The organism is Kitasatospora sp. NPDC001603, from assembly GCF_040298365.1.
Lineage (GTDB): Bacteria > Actinomycetota > Actinomycetes > Streptomycetales > Streptomycetaceae > Kitasatospora.
Genome location: NZ_JBEPAA010000006.1, coordinates 22,731 through 37,890, shown reverse-complemented (window position 1 = coordinate 37,890; position 15,160 = coordinate 22,731). Strand labels below are relative to the sequence as shown.

General features: G+C 74.5%; 14 protein-coding genes and 1 pseudogene. 6 read left to right on the top strand and 9 right to left on the bottom strand.

What is annotated here, in order from left to right; all coding sequences use genetic code 11:
* Positions 1-10: 10 nt before the first annotated feature.
* The gene (gene zapE, locus ABT263_RS06190; RefSeq protein ID WP_396489961.1) at positions 11-1,093 is read right to left on the bottom strand and encodes a cell division protein ZapE; all 1,083 of its coding nucleotides are present in this window, start codon (positions 1,091-1,093) and stop codon (positions 11-13) included.
* Between the two features lie 87 nt (positions 1,094-1,180).
* On the opposite strand from zapE, the gene ABT263_RS06185 reads away from it, so the two are divergent.
* From ABT263_RS06185 to msrB, 4 genes are all read left to right on the top strand, one after another.
* Positions 1,181-1,981, top strand: coding sequence for a pyrimidine reductase family protein (locus tag ABT263_RS06185; RefSeq protein ID WP_329489998.1), 801 nt, complete (start codon positions 1,181-1,183; stop codon positions 1,979-1,981).
* 128 nt (positions 1,982-2,109) lie between these two features.
* A complete protein-coding gene (locus ABT263_RS06180) occupies positions 2,110-2,571 on the top strand; it encodes an indole-3-glycerol phosphate synthase (RefSeq protein WP_352288121.1) in 462 nt (153 codons plus the stop codon).
* A gap of 133 nt (positions 2,572-2,704) precedes the next feature.
* On the top strand, positions 2,705-4,141 hold the full coding sequence (gene murC / locus ABT263_RS06175) for a UDP-N-acetylmuramate--L-alanine ligase (RefSeq protein WP_329489996.1): 1,437 nt from the start codon (positions 2,705-2,707) through the stop codon (positions 4,139-4,141).
* Complete coding sequence (gene msrB, locus ABT263_RS06170) at positions 4,138-4,548, top strand: peptide-methionine (R)-S-oxide reductase MsrB (protein ID WP_352288118.1); 411 nt, start codon at positions 4,138-4,140, stop codon at positions 4,546-4,548. Before murC ends, msrB begins: the two co-directional genes overlap by 4 nt.
* Before the next feature lie 46 nt (positions 4,549-4,594).
* Here the strand turns inward: msrB and ABT263_RS06165 are convergent, their stop codons facing one another.
* The 8 genes from ABT263_RS06165 to ABT263_RS06130 all read right to left on the bottom strand — a co-directional run bounded on the left by ABT263_RS06165 (position 4,595) and on the right by ABT263_RS06130 (position 12,378).
* Positions 4,595-5,767 carry a cytochrome P450 gene (locus ABT263_RS06165; protein WP_352288362.1) on the bottom strand — a complete coding sequence of 391 codons (1,173 nt, stop codon included), beginning with the start codon at positions 5,765-5,767 and terminating at the stop codon, positions 4,595-4,597.
* Positions 5,768-5,874: 107 nt separating this feature from the next.
* Positions 5,875-6,513, bottom strand: a complete 639-nt coding sequence (locus ABT263_RS06160) for a GTP-binding protein (RefSeq protein WP_380392916.1) — start codon at positions 6,511-6,513, stop codon at positions 5,875-5,877.
* Complete coding sequence (locus ABT263_RS06155) at positions 6,491-6,844, bottom strand: DUF742 domain-containing protein (RefSeq protein ID WP_352288115.1); 354 nt, start codon at positions 6,842-6,844, stop codon at positions 6,491-6,493. Before ABT263_RS06155 ends, ABT263_RS06160 begins: the two co-directional genes overlap by 23 nt.
* Complete coding sequence (locus ABT263_RS06150) at positions 6,841-7,269, bottom strand: roadblock/LC7 domain-containing protein (protein ID WP_329489993.1); 429 nt, start codon at positions 7,267-7,269, stop codon at positions 6,841-6,843. The genes ABT263_RS06155 and ABT263_RS06150 overlap by 4 nt, the downstream gene beginning before the upstream one ends.
* Complete coding sequence (locus tag ABT263_RS06145) at positions 7,266-9,248, bottom strand: ATP-binding protein (RefSeq protein ID WP_352288112.1); 1,983 nt, start codon at positions 9,246-9,248, stop codon at positions 7,266-7,268. Before ABT263_RS06145 ends, ABT263_RS06150 begins: the two co-directional genes overlap by 4 nt.
* Positions 9,249-9,317: 69 nt before the next feature.
* Positions 9,318-10,343: an MBL fold metallo-hydrolase gene (locus tag ABT263_RS06140; protein ID WP_352288109.1), complete on the bottom strand. Its 1,026-nt coding sequence runs from the start codon at positions 10,341-10,343 to the stop codon at positions 9,318-9,320.
* 197 nt (positions 10,344-10,540) lie between these two features.
* Complete coding sequence (locus ABT263_RS06135) at positions 10,541-11,287, bottom strand: hypothetical protein (protein WP_352288106.1); 747 nt, start codon at positions 11,285-11,287, stop codon at positions 10,541-10,543.
* Positions 11,288-11,454: 167 nt separating this feature from the next.
* Positions 11,455-12,378, bottom strand: coding sequence for a GNAT family N-acetyltransferase (locus tag ABT263_RS06130; protein WP_352288104.1), 924 nt, complete (start codon positions 12,376-12,378; stop codon positions 11,455-11,457).
* A 257-nt stretch (positions 12,379-12,635) separates the two neighbouring features.
* Here ABT263_RS06130 and ABT263_RS06125 point away from each other — a divergent pair.
* Positions 12,636-14,026, top strand: a pseudogene (locus ABT263_RS06125) (MbnB/TglH/ChrH family RiPP precursor modification enzyme).
* A 36-nt stretch (positions 14,027-14,062) separates the two neighbouring features.
* The gene (locus ABT263_RS06120; protein WP_352288101.1) at positions 14,063-15,097 is read left to right on the top strand and encodes a TIGR04222 domain-containing membrane protein; all 1,035 of its coding nucleotides are present in this window, start codon (positions 14,063-14,065) and stop codon (positions 15,095-15,097) included.
* Positions 15,098-15,160: the final 63 nt, after the last annotated feature.

Genomic DNA, 15,160 nt, shown 5'->3' with positions numbered 1-15,160 from the left:
CAACCGGCGCCTACTTGGCGCTGTCCCGGGCCAGCGCGACCAGCCGGGAGACCGCCCGGAGGTACTTCTTGCGGTAGCCGCCGCGCAGCATCTCCTCGGGGAAGACCTGGTCGAAGGGGATCCCGGAGGCGGTGATCGGCAGCTCGCGGTCGTACATCCGGTCGGCGAGGACGACCAGGCGCAGCGCGGTCGACTGGTCGTCGACCTGCCGCACGCCGCGCAGGCAGACCGCCTGCACGTCGTCCAGCAGCGCGCCGTAGCGGCTCGGGTGGACGGCGGAGAGGTGGTCGAGCAGCCCGGAGAACTCGTCCAGCGAGGCGCCCGGGGTGCGGGCGGCGACGGCGGCGACGGTCTCGTCGTCGTACGGCGGCGGGGCGGCCGGCAGGCCGCGGTGGCGGTAGTCCTGGCCGTCGATCCGCATCGGGCGGAAGTGCGCGGAGAGGCCCTGGATCTCGCGCAGGAAGTCGGCGGCGGCGAACCGGCCCTCGCCGAGCTTCTCCGGCAGGGTGTTCGAGGTGGCGCAGAGCTTGACGCCGTTGTCGACCAGGCGGCCGAGCAGGGTGGAGACCAGCACCGTGTCGCCCGGGTCGTCCAGCTCGAACTCGTCGATGCAGAGCAGGCGGTGGTCGGAGAGGGTCCGGACGGCCTGCTGGAAGCCGAGCGCGCCGACCAGGTTGGTCAGCTCGACGAAGGTGCCGAACGCCTTAGGGCCGGGGGCGGCGTGCCAGAGCGAGGCCAGCAGGTGGGTCTTGCCGACGCCGTAGCCGCCGTCCAGGTAGACGCCGGCCGGGCCGGTGGGCACGGGGGCCGTACGGCGGAACCAGCTGCGCTTGGGGGCGCCGCCGTCTCCGGCGTTGAGCGTGCCGGCGAACTGCTCCAGGACCTGGACCGCCTCGTACTGGCTGGGCTGGTTCGGGTCCGGGAGGTACGTTCCGAAGCTGACGAGGGAGAAGCGCGGTGGCGGGACCATCTCGGCCACCAGGCGCTCGGCGGGGACGACGGGGCGCCGGTCGGTGAGCGCGAGGGGAGCGGTGGCCACGTCTGCGGTCGCTATCGGCTCGGTCGGCGCGTCGGGGAGTGGGGCTGCGGGCACGGTACTAGAGGGTACGCCTGCCGGCGCACCGCTCGGGCCGAGGGCCGCCGGTGGATCGCCGGGCCCCGGGCGACGAGACTGGACGGCATGCAACAGTTGATCAGTCCGCTGTCCCGGCCGTTCGCCGATCCCGCGTCGCTGGAGTCGCTCGCCGCCGTCTACGCGTACCCCGAGCAGGTGAATCACGGCCGGCCGTGGCTGCGGGCCAACATGGTGGCCGGCCTGGACGGCGGGGCGAAGCTGGCGGGCCTGTCCGAGGGGCTCTCGGGGGACGCCGACAAACGGATCTTCGGAGTGCTGCGGGCGCTGTCGGACGTGGTGCTGGTGGGCGCCGAGACGGTCCGCGCCGAGGGGTACCGGCCGGGCCGGGCCCGGGCCGACTTCGCCGCGGCGCGGGCGGCGGCCGGGCAGGCCCCGGCCCCGGTGATCGCGATCGTCAGCCGCTCGCTGGGGCTGGACCTCGCGGCGCCGCTGTTCACCGAGCCGCTGGTGCGGACGGTGGTGATCACCACCGAGGACGCGCCGGCGCGCAGCCGCCGGGCGGTGGCCGAGGTGGCCGACGTGGTGGTGGCCGGGAAGGGCTCGGTGGACCTGCCCGCCGCGGTCGCCGCGTTGGCCGAGCGGGGGTGGACGAGGCTGCTGAGCGAGGGCGGTCCGCGGCTGCTGGGGCAGCTCGCCGCCGCGGACCTGCTGGACGAGCTGTGCCTGTCGGTGGCACCGCTGATCACGGCCGGCGACGCGCCGCGCATCATCCACGATGCGGAAATGCCTGACGTGCAGCGGATGCGACTGGTCTCATTGATCGAGCAGAAAGGATTCCTCTTCACCCGCTACCTGCGTCTTCACCCGCAAGCCGCGTCACCGGCCCCCGTGACCGCCGGACAGTGATCCCGCTCTCCTTCGGGAGCTCCACCCGCGTGGCCCGCAGGGTCGCGGGGCAGCATGCGGAAAGCTTCCCGCCGGGCAGTATGGGATGCGATGCCGGGGCCCGGGGGCCGGTCATGGAAGGGACTCACGTGTTCAAGACGGTACTGATGATCGAAAAGGCGCTCTCCGACGCCGATGTGGAGCTCGTCACCACGCTCCACAGCGACGAGAAGGTGTCCTTCGTCGTCCTGATGCAGCCGCGCGGCAAACAGGACGAGCTGCTGAGGGCGCTGGACGACGTCGCCCTCGGCCACCTCGACAAGGTGGTGCGCGAGCACGACGAGTCCGAGCACGAGCCGACGGTGGCCGGCGAATCGCTCGCCCACAGCCTGCGCCACCTGCGCCAGGCCGGCGCGGAGGCGATCGGCGAGCTGGTCGAGGAGAAGCCGCTGGACCGGCTGCGCGCGGTGGTCGAGGAGCACCGGGCCGACGAGGTCGTGGTGCTCACCTCGCCGCACTTCGTGGAGGAGTTCTTCCACCGCGACTGGGCCTCCCAGGCCCGGCACAAGGTGGGTGTCCCGGTCCTGCGACTGTTCGCCAGCGACTCCTGAACCGACCCGCCGGTGGTGCAGAATCGTCCTTGCGGCCCGTCCGCGAGGACGATTCGCCCGTTGGTCCGCCGACCGACGTACCCGCTGCACCCGCTCTGCCCCTTGTCTGCCCCCGCCCGTACGGAGCCTTGCCTTGAACGACGCCGCGCACGACCTGCACGCCCCGCACTTCATCGGTATCGGCGGCGCCGGGATGTCCGGCCTGGCGAAGATCCTCGCGGTGCGCGGCGCCAGCGTCTCCGGCAGCGACTCCAAGGAGTCCGAGACCGTCCTGGCGCTGCGCGCGCTCGGCGCCGTCGTGCACATCGGCCACGCCGCCGAGCACGTGCCGGACGGTGTCAGCAGCGTGGTGGTGTCCAGCGCCATCCGCGCGGACAACCCGGAGCTGGCCACCGCCCGCGAGCGGGGCGTCCCGGTGGTCCACCGCTCCGACGCGCTGGCCGCGCTGATGGGCGGCCGCCGGGCGCTGGCCGTGGCCGGCACCCACGGCAAGACCACCACCACCAGCATGCTCGCCGTCGCCCTCGGCGAGCTGGGCCTCGACCCCTCGTACGCGATCGGCGGCGACCTCGACGCGCCCGGCTCCAACGCCCACCACGGCACCGGCGAGATCTTCGTCGCGGAGGCCGACGAGAGCGACCGCAGCTTCCACAAGTACGCGCCCGAGGTGGCGATCGTGCTCAACGTCGAGCTCGACCACCACGCGAACTACGCCTCGATCGAGGAGATCTACGAGTCCTTCGAGACCTTCGTCGGCCGGATCGCCCCCGGCGGCACCCTGGTGGTCTCCGCCGACCACGACGGCGCCCGCGAGCTGACCTCCCGGGTGGCCGGCCGCGAGGGCCTGAACGTCGTCACCGTCGGCGCGGCCGAGGACGCCGACGTCCGCGTGCTGTCGGTGGTCGCGCACGGCATGACCAGCGAGGTCACCGTCCGGCTGGACGGCGCCGAGCTGACCTTCACCGTCTCGGTGCCCGGCCGGCACTACGCCCACAACGCGGTCGCGGCGCTGGCCGCCGGCGTCGCCCTGGGCGTGCCGGCCGCCGACCTCGCCAAGGCGCTCGGCGCCTACACCGGCGTGCGGCGGCGGCTCCAGCTCAAGGGCGAGGCGGCCGGCGTCCAGGTGATCGACTCCTACGCCCACCACCCCACCGAGATGACCGCCGACCTGGAGGCGATCCGCGAGGGCCTGGACGGCGCCGGGCGGGTGCTCGTGGTCTTCCAGCCGCACCTGTTCAGCCGCACCCAGCAGCTCGCCGAGGAGATGGGCCGGGCGCTCGCCCTGGCCGACGCCTCGGTGGTGCTGGACATCTACCCCGCCCGCGAGGACCCGATCCCCGGCGTCACCAGCGAGCTGATCATCGACGCGGCGAAGCGGGCCGGCGCCGAGGTCACCGCCGAGCACGCGTTCGACGCCGCCCCCGCCCTGCTGGCGGGCCTGACCCGCCCGGGCGACCTGCTGCTCACCATGGGTGCCGGTGACGTCACCAACCTCGGGCCGGAAATCCTCCGGCACCTCGCGAGCGTTGGCACCGACGTCCGAGACCTGCCGACCGGGAGTCTGCGATGAGCTACGAGATCGAGAAGAGCGACGCCGAGTGGCGCGCCGAGCTGAGCCCCGACGAGTACCACGTGCTCCGCGAAGCCGGCACCGAGCGCCCGTTCACGGGTGAGTACACCGACACCAAGACCGTCGGCGTCTACAGCTGCCGCGCCTGCGGGTCGGAGCTGTTCAGCTCGGAGACCAAGTTCGACAGCCACTGCGGCTGGCCGTCCTACTACGCCCCGCTCGCCGGGGACCGGGTGCAGTACATCGAGGACACCACGCTCGGCATGCGCCGGGTGGAGGTCCGCTGCGCGCGCTGCGGCGGGCACCTGGGCCACGTCTTCGAGGGCGAGGGCTACGGCACGCCGACCGACCAGCGCTACTGCATCAACAGCATCTCGCTGACGCTGCGCCCGGCCGACGGCGGCTGAGCACGGCACGCGGGCCCGGGAGCCGGTTCGGCGCCCGGGCCCGCGGCTATCCGCCGACCGGCTGGAAGCGCACCGGGAGGTGGAGCAGGGCGCGGTGGAACGGGCCCGGGCGCCAGAGGAGGTCCTCGGCGCCGGTGCTCAGTTCGAGGTCGCTCAGCCGGCTGGTGAGCTGCTCGATCGCGGTGATCGCGATCAGCAGCGCCGGGTCCCGGGCCGGACAGGCGTGCGGGCCGGCCGCCCAGGCCAGGTGGGCGGACTCGCCGCTGCGCAGCTCGGTGCCGTCGGTGGGCGGCGCGGCCTGCGAGTTGGCGGCCCCGTAGGAGACCAGCACCAGCGAGCCGGCGGGGATCTCCCGGCCGTGGAAGGTGATGTCGTAGCGAGGGTAGTGGGCGGAGAGGTTGGCCAGCGGCGGGTCGTGCCAGAGCACCTCGTCGATCGCCTGGTAGGCCGTCATGGCGCCGCCGAACAGCGATCCCGCGTACCGGGCGTCGGTGAGCAGCCGCATCAGCGCGTTGCCGATCAGATTGGTGGTCGGCTGGTTCCCGGCGATCATGGTGAGGGTGATCTGCCGGACCACCTCGTCGTTGTCCAGCCCGGCCGGGTGGGTGAGGAACCACGAGGTGAGGTCGTGCCGGGGGCGCTCGCGCCGCTCGGCGACCATGTCGGTGACCACGGAGACGAGGTCGCCGTAGGCGGCGACGGCCTTCTCGGTGGACTCCATCATGCCGGCGATGCCGGCCACCAGCCGGGCGCTGTGCTCCTCGGGGACGCCGAACCAGGTGTTGAACACGGCCACCGGCAGCTGCCGGGCGTACTCGTCGATCAGATCGGCCGAACCGGTGGCCACGAAGGCGTCGATCAGCCGGTGCGCGACCTCGGCGACCCGGCGCTGCAGCAGGTGCGGTTCGAGCAGGGCCAGGCCGTCGGTGATCACCTGGCGGTAGCGGGCGTGCACCTCGCCGTCGCTGAAGAAGGCGGTGGGGCGGTAGCCGAGCACCGGCAGGAGCGGGGAGGTCGGCGGGACGGTCTGCTGCCAGGCCCGGGAGTCCTTGGAGAAGGTGTCGGTGTCGCGCAGCAGGTCCAGCGCGGCCTGGTAGTCGGTGACCAGCAGGGCCTCCACGCCGGGCGAGATCTCCACCGGGGCGACGGCGCCGTAGCGGCGCAGCCGCTCGTAGACGAGTTGCGGGTCGGCGGCGAAGGCCGGGCCGTAGATCGGCACCGGCCGGGTGCCGGGCGCGCTGCCGGAGCCGGCGGCCGGGCCGGCGGCCGTGGGGGCCTCGTCGGTGGCGGTCGCTTCGGCGGTGGCGGTCGCTTCGTCGGTGCTGGTCACGGCTGCTCCGGGGCGGCGTCGGGTGTGGCGGGCAGACCGTGCAGCACGTGCTCGGTCAGCGCGATCAGTGCGTCGAGGCTGGAACCGCGCTCACGGGCGTCGCAGAGCACCAGCGGGGTGGCGGCGTGCAGGTCCAGGTGGGCCCGGAGCACCTCGATCGGGTGCGCGGGCGCGCCCGGGAAGCAGTTGACGGCGACCGCGTAGGGCAGCCCCTGCTCCTCGACCATGTCCATGATCTCGAAGGAGTCGGCGAGCCGGCGGGTGTCGGCCAGCACCAGGGCACCGAGGGCGCCGCGGGCGATGTCCTGCCAGAGCGGGAAGAACCGGCGCTGCCCGGGGGTGCCGAACATGTAGAGCACCACCTGCCCGGGCAGCGTCAGGCGGCCGAAGTCGACCGCCACCGTGGTGGTGGTCTTGCCCGGCAGACCCTCCGCGTCGTCGACGGGGGCACCGGTCTCGGTCATCGCCTCCTCGGTGTGCAGCGTGGGGATCTCCGACAGGGTGCGGATCAGCGTGGTCTTCCCGACGCCGAACGGGCCGGCGACCACCAGCTTCATCAGCGTCTGGTCCCGGTCGGGCAGGTAGCCCACCCGGTCGGTCCGGCCGGTCGGGCTACCGGAGCGTGCGGAGTCCAACGAGGAGCCTCTCGACGATGGAGCGGTCGGTCTGCTGTGCGCGGGGGATCGGGGCACGGGCCTGTAAGCAGCCCGCCTCGACCAGGTCGGCCGCGAGGAAGACGGTGGCGCTGACCGGCAGGCGCAGGTGGGCGGCGGCCTCCACCACGGTCAGTGCGCCCGGCCGCAGCAGCTCCCAGAGCCGCCGGTGTTCGTCCTCCACGTCCTGCGGCGGCTCCGCACCGGCCGCGTACAGGACGGTGAGCCGATCGAAGCCCGCCGTGCCGGGCCTGGTCCGGCCGCCGGTGGCCAGGTAGGCGGGGACCATCCGCCTGCGGGGTACGGCGGTCATGACCGGGCGGTGGTGTCCTGCTGCCGGGCCGGGCTCGCCAGCGCGCGGCCCAGGGCGGCGACCTGCACCTGCATCTGGTAGGCCACGTTGCCGAGTTGGGCCTCCGGCGTGGTGAACACCGCGAGTGAGGTGTTCTCCCCGGCCGGGACGACGATGGCGAAGCCCAGCTCGGACTCCACCACCGTCTGTGCCAGCCGGGGCTGCTCGACGTCGGTGAAGGCGGTGGTGAACGCGCGGGCGGCGGCGTGCACGGTGGCGGTCATCGCGGCGACCCGCTCCGCCGAGGCGCGGCCGAGGCCGGCCGAGGCGCCCTCGACGAGGCCGTCACCGGTCGCGATCACCGCGTGCAGGACGCCCGGCAGCTCCAGCAGCGGGGTCAGCACCCACGAGATCTCATCGGTGGCGGTAGGGCTGGGCGTGCTCACTGCTCGGCTCCTTCGGAGGTCTGGGCGGGGTGGCGGCCGGTCCGGTCCGAGCGGCCGGCGGGGCCGGGGTGGTCGGCGGCCTCCGCTCCGGTGGCCTCGGCGCGGGTGGTGCTCGTGGGGACGGCGCTCGTGGAGGCGGCGCTCGTGGAGGTGTCGCTCGTGGAGGTGTCGCTCGTGGGGGCGGTACCCGTCGTGCCGGTACCCGCCGGGTCGGTGGCGGCTCCGGTGGCGGTCGGGTCCGGGGCCCCGCCGGGCGAGGTGCCCGCGGCGGCCGCCTCCGCGACGGCGGCGCGGCCGGAGCCCGTGCCCTGCTGCAGGGCGTCCCAGCGGGCGGCCGCCCGCTCGGGCGTCCGGGCGGACCGGCCGGTGGCCGCGGACCGCGCCGCGCCGTCCGCGGCATCCTCCGGCGCGGCCGCCCCGCCGGAGGGCCGGGCCGCCTCCGGCACCTGCGGGCCGAGCGGTCGGCGCCGGCGCCGGCTCGGCAGACCGCTGTCGTCGGCGGTCACCCCCCGTACCGGCGGCACGACGTGCATGGCCGGCGCCGGGTGCCGGGTCGGCGTGTCGTGCCCGTCCGGCACGTCGTGCCACTCCGGCACGTCCTGCCCGGTGGGATCATCGGATCCCGCACGCGGGGTCGGCACCGCCTGGACGGTGGGCGCGGGAGCCGGGCCGGCGCCCGCCCGCAGTGGCAGCGGGGTGAGCACCGAGAGCGGCTGCTCCTCGTCCACGACCGTCAGCAGGGCGGCCGGGATCCGCACGATGGTCCGCATGCCGCCGTACGGCGAGGGCTCGATGTGACAGGAGAACCCGTACTGCCGGGCGAGCTTGCCGACCACCGCGAAGCCGGTCTTCGGCGGGTTGCCGAGCTCCGTCAGCAGCACGTCCGAGGGACCGGCCAGCAGCCGGCGGGCCCGGCGCAGCTGGTCCTCCTCCATCCCGATGCCGCTGTCGTCGATGATCACCAGGGCGCCGCGGCCGCCCTGCTGGACGGTCACCGGCACATCGGTCTCCGGGTGCGAGTACGACGCGGCGTTGGCGAGCAGCTCGGCGATCGTGATGGCGAGCGGCTCGGCGGCCCGGGCGACCACGGCGAGCCGGTTCTCGCGCAGGTGGTTGGCCACCTTGATCCGGGCGTAGCCGGGCACCCGGGAGAGCGCCCCGACCACCACCTCGGCCAGCGGCGAGTCGGTCCGGGCCAGACCGGGCCAGGCCTCGCAGAGCACCGCGATGGTCTGGATCCGGCGCAGCGCGACCTCGTTGCGGAAGTCGACCTCCAGTAGCCGCGGGTCGTCGTTGTCGTGCTGGAGCTGCTGGACCAGGCTCTGGATCTGGTACAGCAGGGTCTGGATCTTGGAGGTGGCACCGCGCATCGCGGCCCGGGCGGCGGCGTCGACCCGCTCGCGCTCACCGGTGACGGCCGCGACCGAGGCGTCCAGCACGGCCTGGAGGGCGCGCACCGCCTCGGGACCAGCGGCCCGCGCGTCCAGCGGCCCGGTGTCCGGCGCGTTGGGGTGGCTGAGCCGCAGCGCGGCGGCCGCCACCCGCTCCTCGGCCAGGTGGCCGACCTCGGCCAGCAGGGCGGCCGACCGCCCCTGGGCGGCCGCGAGCTGCCGGCCTGCCTCCGCGGTGCGGTCCTCGGCCGCCCGGGCGTGCAGTTCCGCCTCGGCCGCGCGGTGGTCGGCGGCCGCGGTGCGCTGCTCGGCCTCCCGGACCCGGCCCTCGGCGGCGAGCGCCCTGGTCTCGACCCGGCGGGCCTCCTCGTCCGCCCGCCGGGCGGCCGTCTGGGCCTCGCGCAGTTGCTGCTCGACCCGGGCCAGCCGGCCCTCGGCGGTGCGGGTGCGCTCCTCGCTGTGGACGGTGGCCGCCTCGGCGGCGGTGGCCCGGGCGAGTGCCCGGGCGCGTCCGCGGGCCAGGACGGCGGCCGCCGCGAGCGCGGCGACCGTGGCCACCGCGAGGGCCAGCAGCGCGATCTGGGTCATCGAAGTCCTCGGAAGTCCTCGCTCGAAGGGGTGGGGAGGTGCCGGTGGCGGAGCCTCGGCGACAGGTGGTCAGGCCGGCGAGGAGGGGAACCGCCGGGGGCGGGAGGACGGCACCCGGCCCGCGTCCTGGGCCAGCTCCCGCGCCACCAGGGCGACCTGGCCCATCGCCTCCAGGACGTTCGGCACCGCGCTGCCGTCCAGGTGCCGGTACTCGGCCGCGACGGTGAGCACCAGCCGCTCGGGCAGGCCGAGTTCGGGGTGGCGCTGCTCGGCGATGATCCGCCGGGCCGCGTCCAGGGCCGGTATCCCGGCGCGGTGCAGCGCGTGGGCGCGGCCGCGCACGTACCCGAGGTAGCCGATGTGGGCCTCCACGCCGGACCGGTCGAGCACCGGACCGTGGCCGGGGACGAAGAGTTCGGCGCCGGTGGCCAGCGCCTGCTCGCAGGCGCCGATGATGTTCTCCAGCGGTCCGGCCCAGTGCGAGGGGTGGTCTCCGGGCTGCTCGGGCGTCGAGCCGAAGATCACGTCGCCGGTGAACACCACCCGCTGGTGCGGCAGGTGGACCAGCAGGTCGCCGCCGGTGTGCGCGGCCGGCAGCCCGGTGATCCGCACGGGGTACTCCCCCACCCGCAGCTCCAGTTCACCGGTGAAGACGGTGTGCGGGTGGACGGGATCGGTCTGCGACCAGTCGAACGGGCCGAAGTGCTCCCGGAGGTAGCCGCCGAGCGGCGAGGCCGGGTCGCTGCCCGCGACCAGCGCGTGCTGCTGCTTCGGCGTCGGCTCCCAGTGGATGTGCTCCAGCGCCTCCCGGGTGGCGATCACCTCGGCGTCGGGCACCACCCCGGCGCCCCAGAGGTGGTCGCCGTTGGCGTGGGTGACGATCACCCGGTCGATGTCCACCCCGTCGGCCAGCCGCTGCCGGCTCTGCGCGAGGAACTCCGCGGCGAGGGAGGGATCGTAGGGCGTGTCGATCCAGAGCGCCGTCCGCGGTGAGGTGAGCAGCCCGCAGTTGGCCAGGCCCCAGCCGCGCTTCGGCGGAAGCCACACATACAGGTCCTCGGCAATCGCGCTCACGTTCGCGCGGCTGATCGTCATGGGCGCGATTATGCCGATGATGTGATGACAGTGAAGCAAAACACCGGCGATTCAAGCCACTTCCCGCCCCAGACCCTCCCGACCTGTCCCGTTTCGCACCCATGCGGTCTGGACCACTTCGTCTCAAGGGGCAGGACGGGAAGGCCGCCCCGAGCTGCCGGAAAGGCCGGCGGCGCCGCACCCGGGGCGCCGTCCGCTCACACCACCGGCAGCAACCGGCAGACCTCGACGGTCACATCGACGGTGTCCAGCCCGATCACCCGGCCCTCGACCGCGACGAATCCTTTCTCCCCCGCGCGGAAGATCGCCGCCAGCGGCGACTTCCGGGTGGCGGCCGCCAGCGCCTCCACGGCCATCGCCGAGCCGAAGGCGAAGACCCCGCAGAGCACGACGCAGGGCGCCTGGCGCGACGTCCGGGTCACGAAGACGAAACCGTGGTCCCGGATCAACTCGTCGGCCGCGTTGTACTGCGCCTCGAAGGTCATTCCGCCCCAGCGGGCCCGGGCCGCGTCCGGGTACTCGATGCAGAAGTCCGGGAATCCCGCGCCGAGCACGGTCGCCGAGTACGGATTGACGCTCGGTCCGCCGATCGAGAAGGTCGGCATCCTCGGGTCCTGCGCCCCGGCGGTGACCAGTTCTATCGTCGCCTTCCGGTTGATCTTCCTCAGCAGATCGGTGAGTTGGGCTATCGCCCGGGCCTCGGCCATCGGCATGAAGAGGACGTTCTTCGGCCCCCGGCTGATCAGCGGGCGGCCGTCCTTCGCGAACGCGAACGCCGCCGCCTCGATGCTGGGGGTGACGATCTGGACCCGGCCGTACGGGGCGAGCAGCACCCGGAGGAAGCCGTACCGCAGGAACAGTCTGGTCCGGGCGAGGGAGCGGGCCGCGAGAAAGCCGATCACGGCCGGAACGAACCCGACCAGGACCTGAAGCAGGATCTCCATAGCATCCCCCACCGAGGAAGACTCGGGCACGAACTGTCTGCCGTGAGGTGATGCCCGCACAGAACGCCGGGGACTCCCGACACGGCGGTCCACCCGGCGCAGCGCGGGGGAAGTGCGCCGGATTCACTCTTTCGAGCGACCGAAACCGGCCGCTCCCTCCCGACCCGTCACCTCTGGGACCGCTTGGTGAACTTCCGCTCGTTCGCGCACCGCTCGTACCCGAGCCACGCGTTGATCGCGAGCATCGGCGCGTTGGTGGCGTCGTTGCTGGTGTAGGCCCACCGGTAGCCGGCCGCCCGGGCCCGGTGCAGCGACTCGGTCTTGGCCAGCTTGCTCAGCCCCCGGCCCCGGAAGGCCCGCCGGCAGGCGGTGAACGCCGACCAGTAGCGTTCCGCGCCGTCCGTCTGCACCGCGCTGAACGCGGCCGGCTCGCCGTCGACCACCGCCACCACGGTCAGCTCGCGGTCGAGGTCCGGGCGGGCCCAGTCCCCCGTCAGGAACGCCTCGTAGTCGGCGGCGTCCATCGCGATCTCGCCCGGCTCGTCCAGGGCCGCGTCCGCCTCGATCACGAAGATCGGGTACGGGTCGTCCGCCCAGTCGGTGGCCGGGCGCAGCTCGACCCCGGGCGGCAGTGCCGGGACCGCGGGCAGCGGCCGGGCGAGGTCCCGGCCGGCGAAGTGGGCCAGCCGCCCCTCGGTGAAGCCGCGGGCGGCGGCGAAGGCGCGCGACGCCGGCTCCTCGTCCACCCAGCTGTGCAGCTCGACCACGCCGTGCCCGGCCAGGTGCCGCTCGGCCGCCGCCAGCAGGGCGGTGAAGACCCCGCGGCGCCGGAAGGCCGGCAGCACACTGCCGTTGGCGTACCCGATGCCCCGGGTGGTGGTGCCGACGACCACACCGCACCGGACCGAGCCGACCACCTCGCCGTCCAGCTCGGCGACGAAGGTGCGGAAGTGCTCCCCCGTGGCCCGGCGGGCGTTCAGCCAGGCGAAGACCTCGGGGGTGAGGAGCAGGTGCTCGCGGCCCGCCCGGTGGGCGGCCGCGGCGGCCTCGGCGTCGGCGGGGCGGAAGTCACGCACGGTCAGCGTCGTCATGGGCGGGTACCGTAACCGCCCCGCCGACCGGTTCGCCTCCGAATTTCCGCCCCGTCCGGGGGGCCGGTGACAGGGACGGGACCAAAGTCCCTCATCACCGGGTCGACAAGCTCAAATAATGCTCTGAGAAGACCGGATGGGGCTTGGCAGCCGCCCCCACCGGGGACATCCTCAGCAGCACGGCCCGGCCCGACCCTGGCGACGATGCCCGCGTCGGCCGACGGCTTCCCACCCAGCCCTCCGAAGGGGGCGAACCCATGACCTCTCCTGCCGTCCGGCGCAGGACGCCCGCCGCTCCGACCAGGGCCACCGAACGACCGGCGGGTACGGCCGGTCCCGCACCCACCGCGCTCGGCGTCGGCCTGGGCTGGCGCGGCGAGATCGACACCGTCGTGGAGCGCCAGCCCGGCCTGGACTGGGTCGAGGTGGTCGCGGAGAACGTCTGCGCCGACCACCTCCCCGAGTCGCTGCGGATCCTGCGGGCCCGCGGCGTCACGGTGGTCCCGCACGGCGTCTCGCTCGGCCTCGGCGGCGCCGACCGGCCCGACCCGGCACGGCTCGACCGGCTCGCGGAGGCGGCCGGCGCGCTCGGCTCCCCGCTGGTGACCGAGCACCTGGCGTTCGTCCGGGCCGGTGGCCTGGAGGCCGGGCACCTGCTGCCGGTGCCCCGCTCGCGCGACGCGCTCAGGGTGATCGCCGAGAACGTCCGGATCGCGCAGGACCGGCTCCCGGTGCCGCTGGCCCTGGAGAACATCGCCGCCCAGCTGGCCTGGCCGGACGACGAACTGACCGAGGGACAGTTCCTCGCCGAGCTGGTCGAGCGCACCGGTGTCCGGCTCCTGATCGACGTCGCCAACCTGCACACCAACCGGGTCAACCTCGGTCTGGACCCGGCCGCCGAACTGGACCGCCTGCCGCTGGAGGCGCTGGCCTACGTCCACGTCGCCGGTGGCACCATGATCGACGGCGTCTGGCACGACACCCACGCCCACCCCGTCACCGAACCGGTGCTGGAGGTGCTGGCCGAACTCTGCGACCGGGTCGCACCGCCCGGCGTCCTGCTGGAGCGGGACGCCAACTTCCCGCCGCCCGCGGAGCTGGCGGCCGAACTGGACGCCATCCGCCGCGTGCTGGACGGGGGTCGGGCCGGATGACCGGCCCGACCGGCGAGGCCCACGGCCTCACCGCCGCCCGCGCCGCGCTGGCCCGGCGCCAGGAGGAACTGCTGGCCGCCCTGGTGGCCGGCGGGCCCGTCCCGCCCGGCTTCGACCCGGCCCAGGTCCGCGCCCAGTCGGCCGGTCTGGCCGCCAAGCGCCGGGACACCACCGCCAAGGTGGCCCCGGAGCTGCCCCGCCTGCTCGGCCGGCGGTACGGGCCGCTGTTCCTCGCCTACGCGCGGACGCACCCGCAGACCGGCGGCTACCGCGCCGACGCCCGCGCCTTCGCCGCGTGGGCGCTCACCGACGAGCCGGGCACCCGCCCGGACGCCGGGCGGTCCGGCACCGAGCCCGGCCCCGCGCTCGACCCCACGCTCGACCCCGAGCAGCGGCAGGCCCTGGAGCGGTGGCTCCACGGCCCCGCGCCCGAGCGCCCGCAGGGGCCGCTCGCCCGCCTGCGCCGGGCCCTGCGGCCCGGCCCGCGGCACTGAACCAGAACCACCCACACCATTCCGGGGGAACCGCCCATGTGGCACAACACCTTCTTCGTCGTACCGGCGCTGCTGATGGTCGCGGCCGCGGCGTACGCCTCGTACACCAAGGGCCGGGTCCGGCGGGTACCGCAGGTCAAGGGCCTGCCCGGCCGCGGACTGCCGCTGCTGGACACCGCGTTCCTCTCCGGCGGCCCCGGCCGGGTCTTCGACACCGCCCTGGTCCGGATGCACCAGGCCGGCCGCGTCGTCGTCAACCGGGCCGGCCTGGTCACGCTGACCACCCGGAAGGCCTACGACGCCGTCGACGAGGCGATCATCGAGGCGGTCGGGCCGACCGGGCAGCGGGAGCTCGCCCCGCTGCGGCGCGCGGTGATGCGCGCCCCCGCCGTCCAGCAGCTCGGCGACGGGCTCGCCAACCGCGGGCTGCTGCGCAACCCCGCCCTGATGCACCGGGCCAAGGTGGCCCGTCGGCTGCTCTGGCTCGCCCTGCTGAGCGTGGTGGTGACCACCGTGGTCGCCCACGCGGTCGACCACGGGGAGGCGGACCGCCCCGTCCTCTGGCTCCCGTCCGTGCTGGTGGTCCTCGGTCTGGTGTCGCTGCTGGTGACCTGGCCGTTCAAGGGGCGGATCACCCCGGCCGGCCGCCGTCAGCTCGCCCTGATGTCCGTCGGCAAGCCGTGGAAGCCCAGTGCCGGCCTGGCACCGCGGGCGGCCGGCGGCGTCCTGCTCGGCGCGGTCGCGCTCAGCGGGCTGGCCGCCTCCGGGCTGGACGACGCGGAGCTCCAGGAGGCGATGCTCGCCGCGGCGGCGGCCGACCTGGCGACCGCCAAGGCCGCGGCGACGGGCGGTTCCTCGTCCTCCACCTACACCTCGTGCTCCTCCGGCTCCTCCGGCACTTCCTGCGGCGGCGTCACCTGGTGCGGCAGCGGCTCCGATTCGGGCTCGGGCTCGTCCGGGTCGAGCTGCGGCGGAAGCAGCTGCGGCTCCTCCTCGTCGAGCTGCGGCGGCAGCTCCAGCAGCTGCGGATCCTCCTCCAGCTGCGGCGGCGGGAGCAGCTGCGGATCCTGAGGCCCACCGCCCTCCCGAGTCACAGTTCGATATCGCGCACCGGAAAGGCGTTCCGCCCGGAGC

What these genes read in the sequence shown, in the direction of transcription:
- ABT263_RS06140 (WP_352288109.1), bottom strand. Translation starts at nt 10,343, where the DNA reads ATGACGATCAGCCGCGCGAACGTGAGCGCGATTGCCGAGGACCTGTAT.
- ABT263_RS06130 (WP_352288104.1), bottom strand. Translation starts at nt 12,378, where the DNA reads ATGACGACGCTGACCGTGCGTGACTTCCGCCCCGCCGACGCCGAGGCC.
- ABT263_RS06145 (WP_352288112.1), bottom strand. Translation starts at nt 9,248, where the DNA reads ATGACCCAGATCGCGCTGCTGGCCCTCGCGGTGGCCACGGTCGCCGCG.
- ABT263_RS06135 (WP_352288106.1), bottom strand. Translation starts at nt 11,287, where the DNA reads ATGGAGATCCTGCTTCAGGTCCTGGTCGGGTTCGTTCCGGCCGTGATC.
- ABT263_RS06120 (WP_352288101.1), top strand. Translation starts at nt 14,063, where the DNA reads ATGTGGCACAACACCTTCTTCGTCGTACCGGCGCTGCTGATGGTCGCG.
- msrB (WP_352288118.1), top strand. Translation starts at nt 4,138, where the DNA reads ATGAGCTACGAGATCGAGAAGAGCGACGCCGAGTGGCGCGCCGAGCTG.
- ABT263_RS06185 (WP_329489998.1), top strand. Translation starts at nt 1,181, where the DNA reads ATGCAACAGTTGATCAGTCCGCTGTCCCGGCCGTTCGCCGATCCCGCG.
- ABT263_RS06155 (WP_352288115.1), bottom strand. Translation starts at nt 6,844, where the DNA reads ATGACCGCCGTACCCCGCAGGCGGATGGTCCCCGCCTACCTGGCCACC.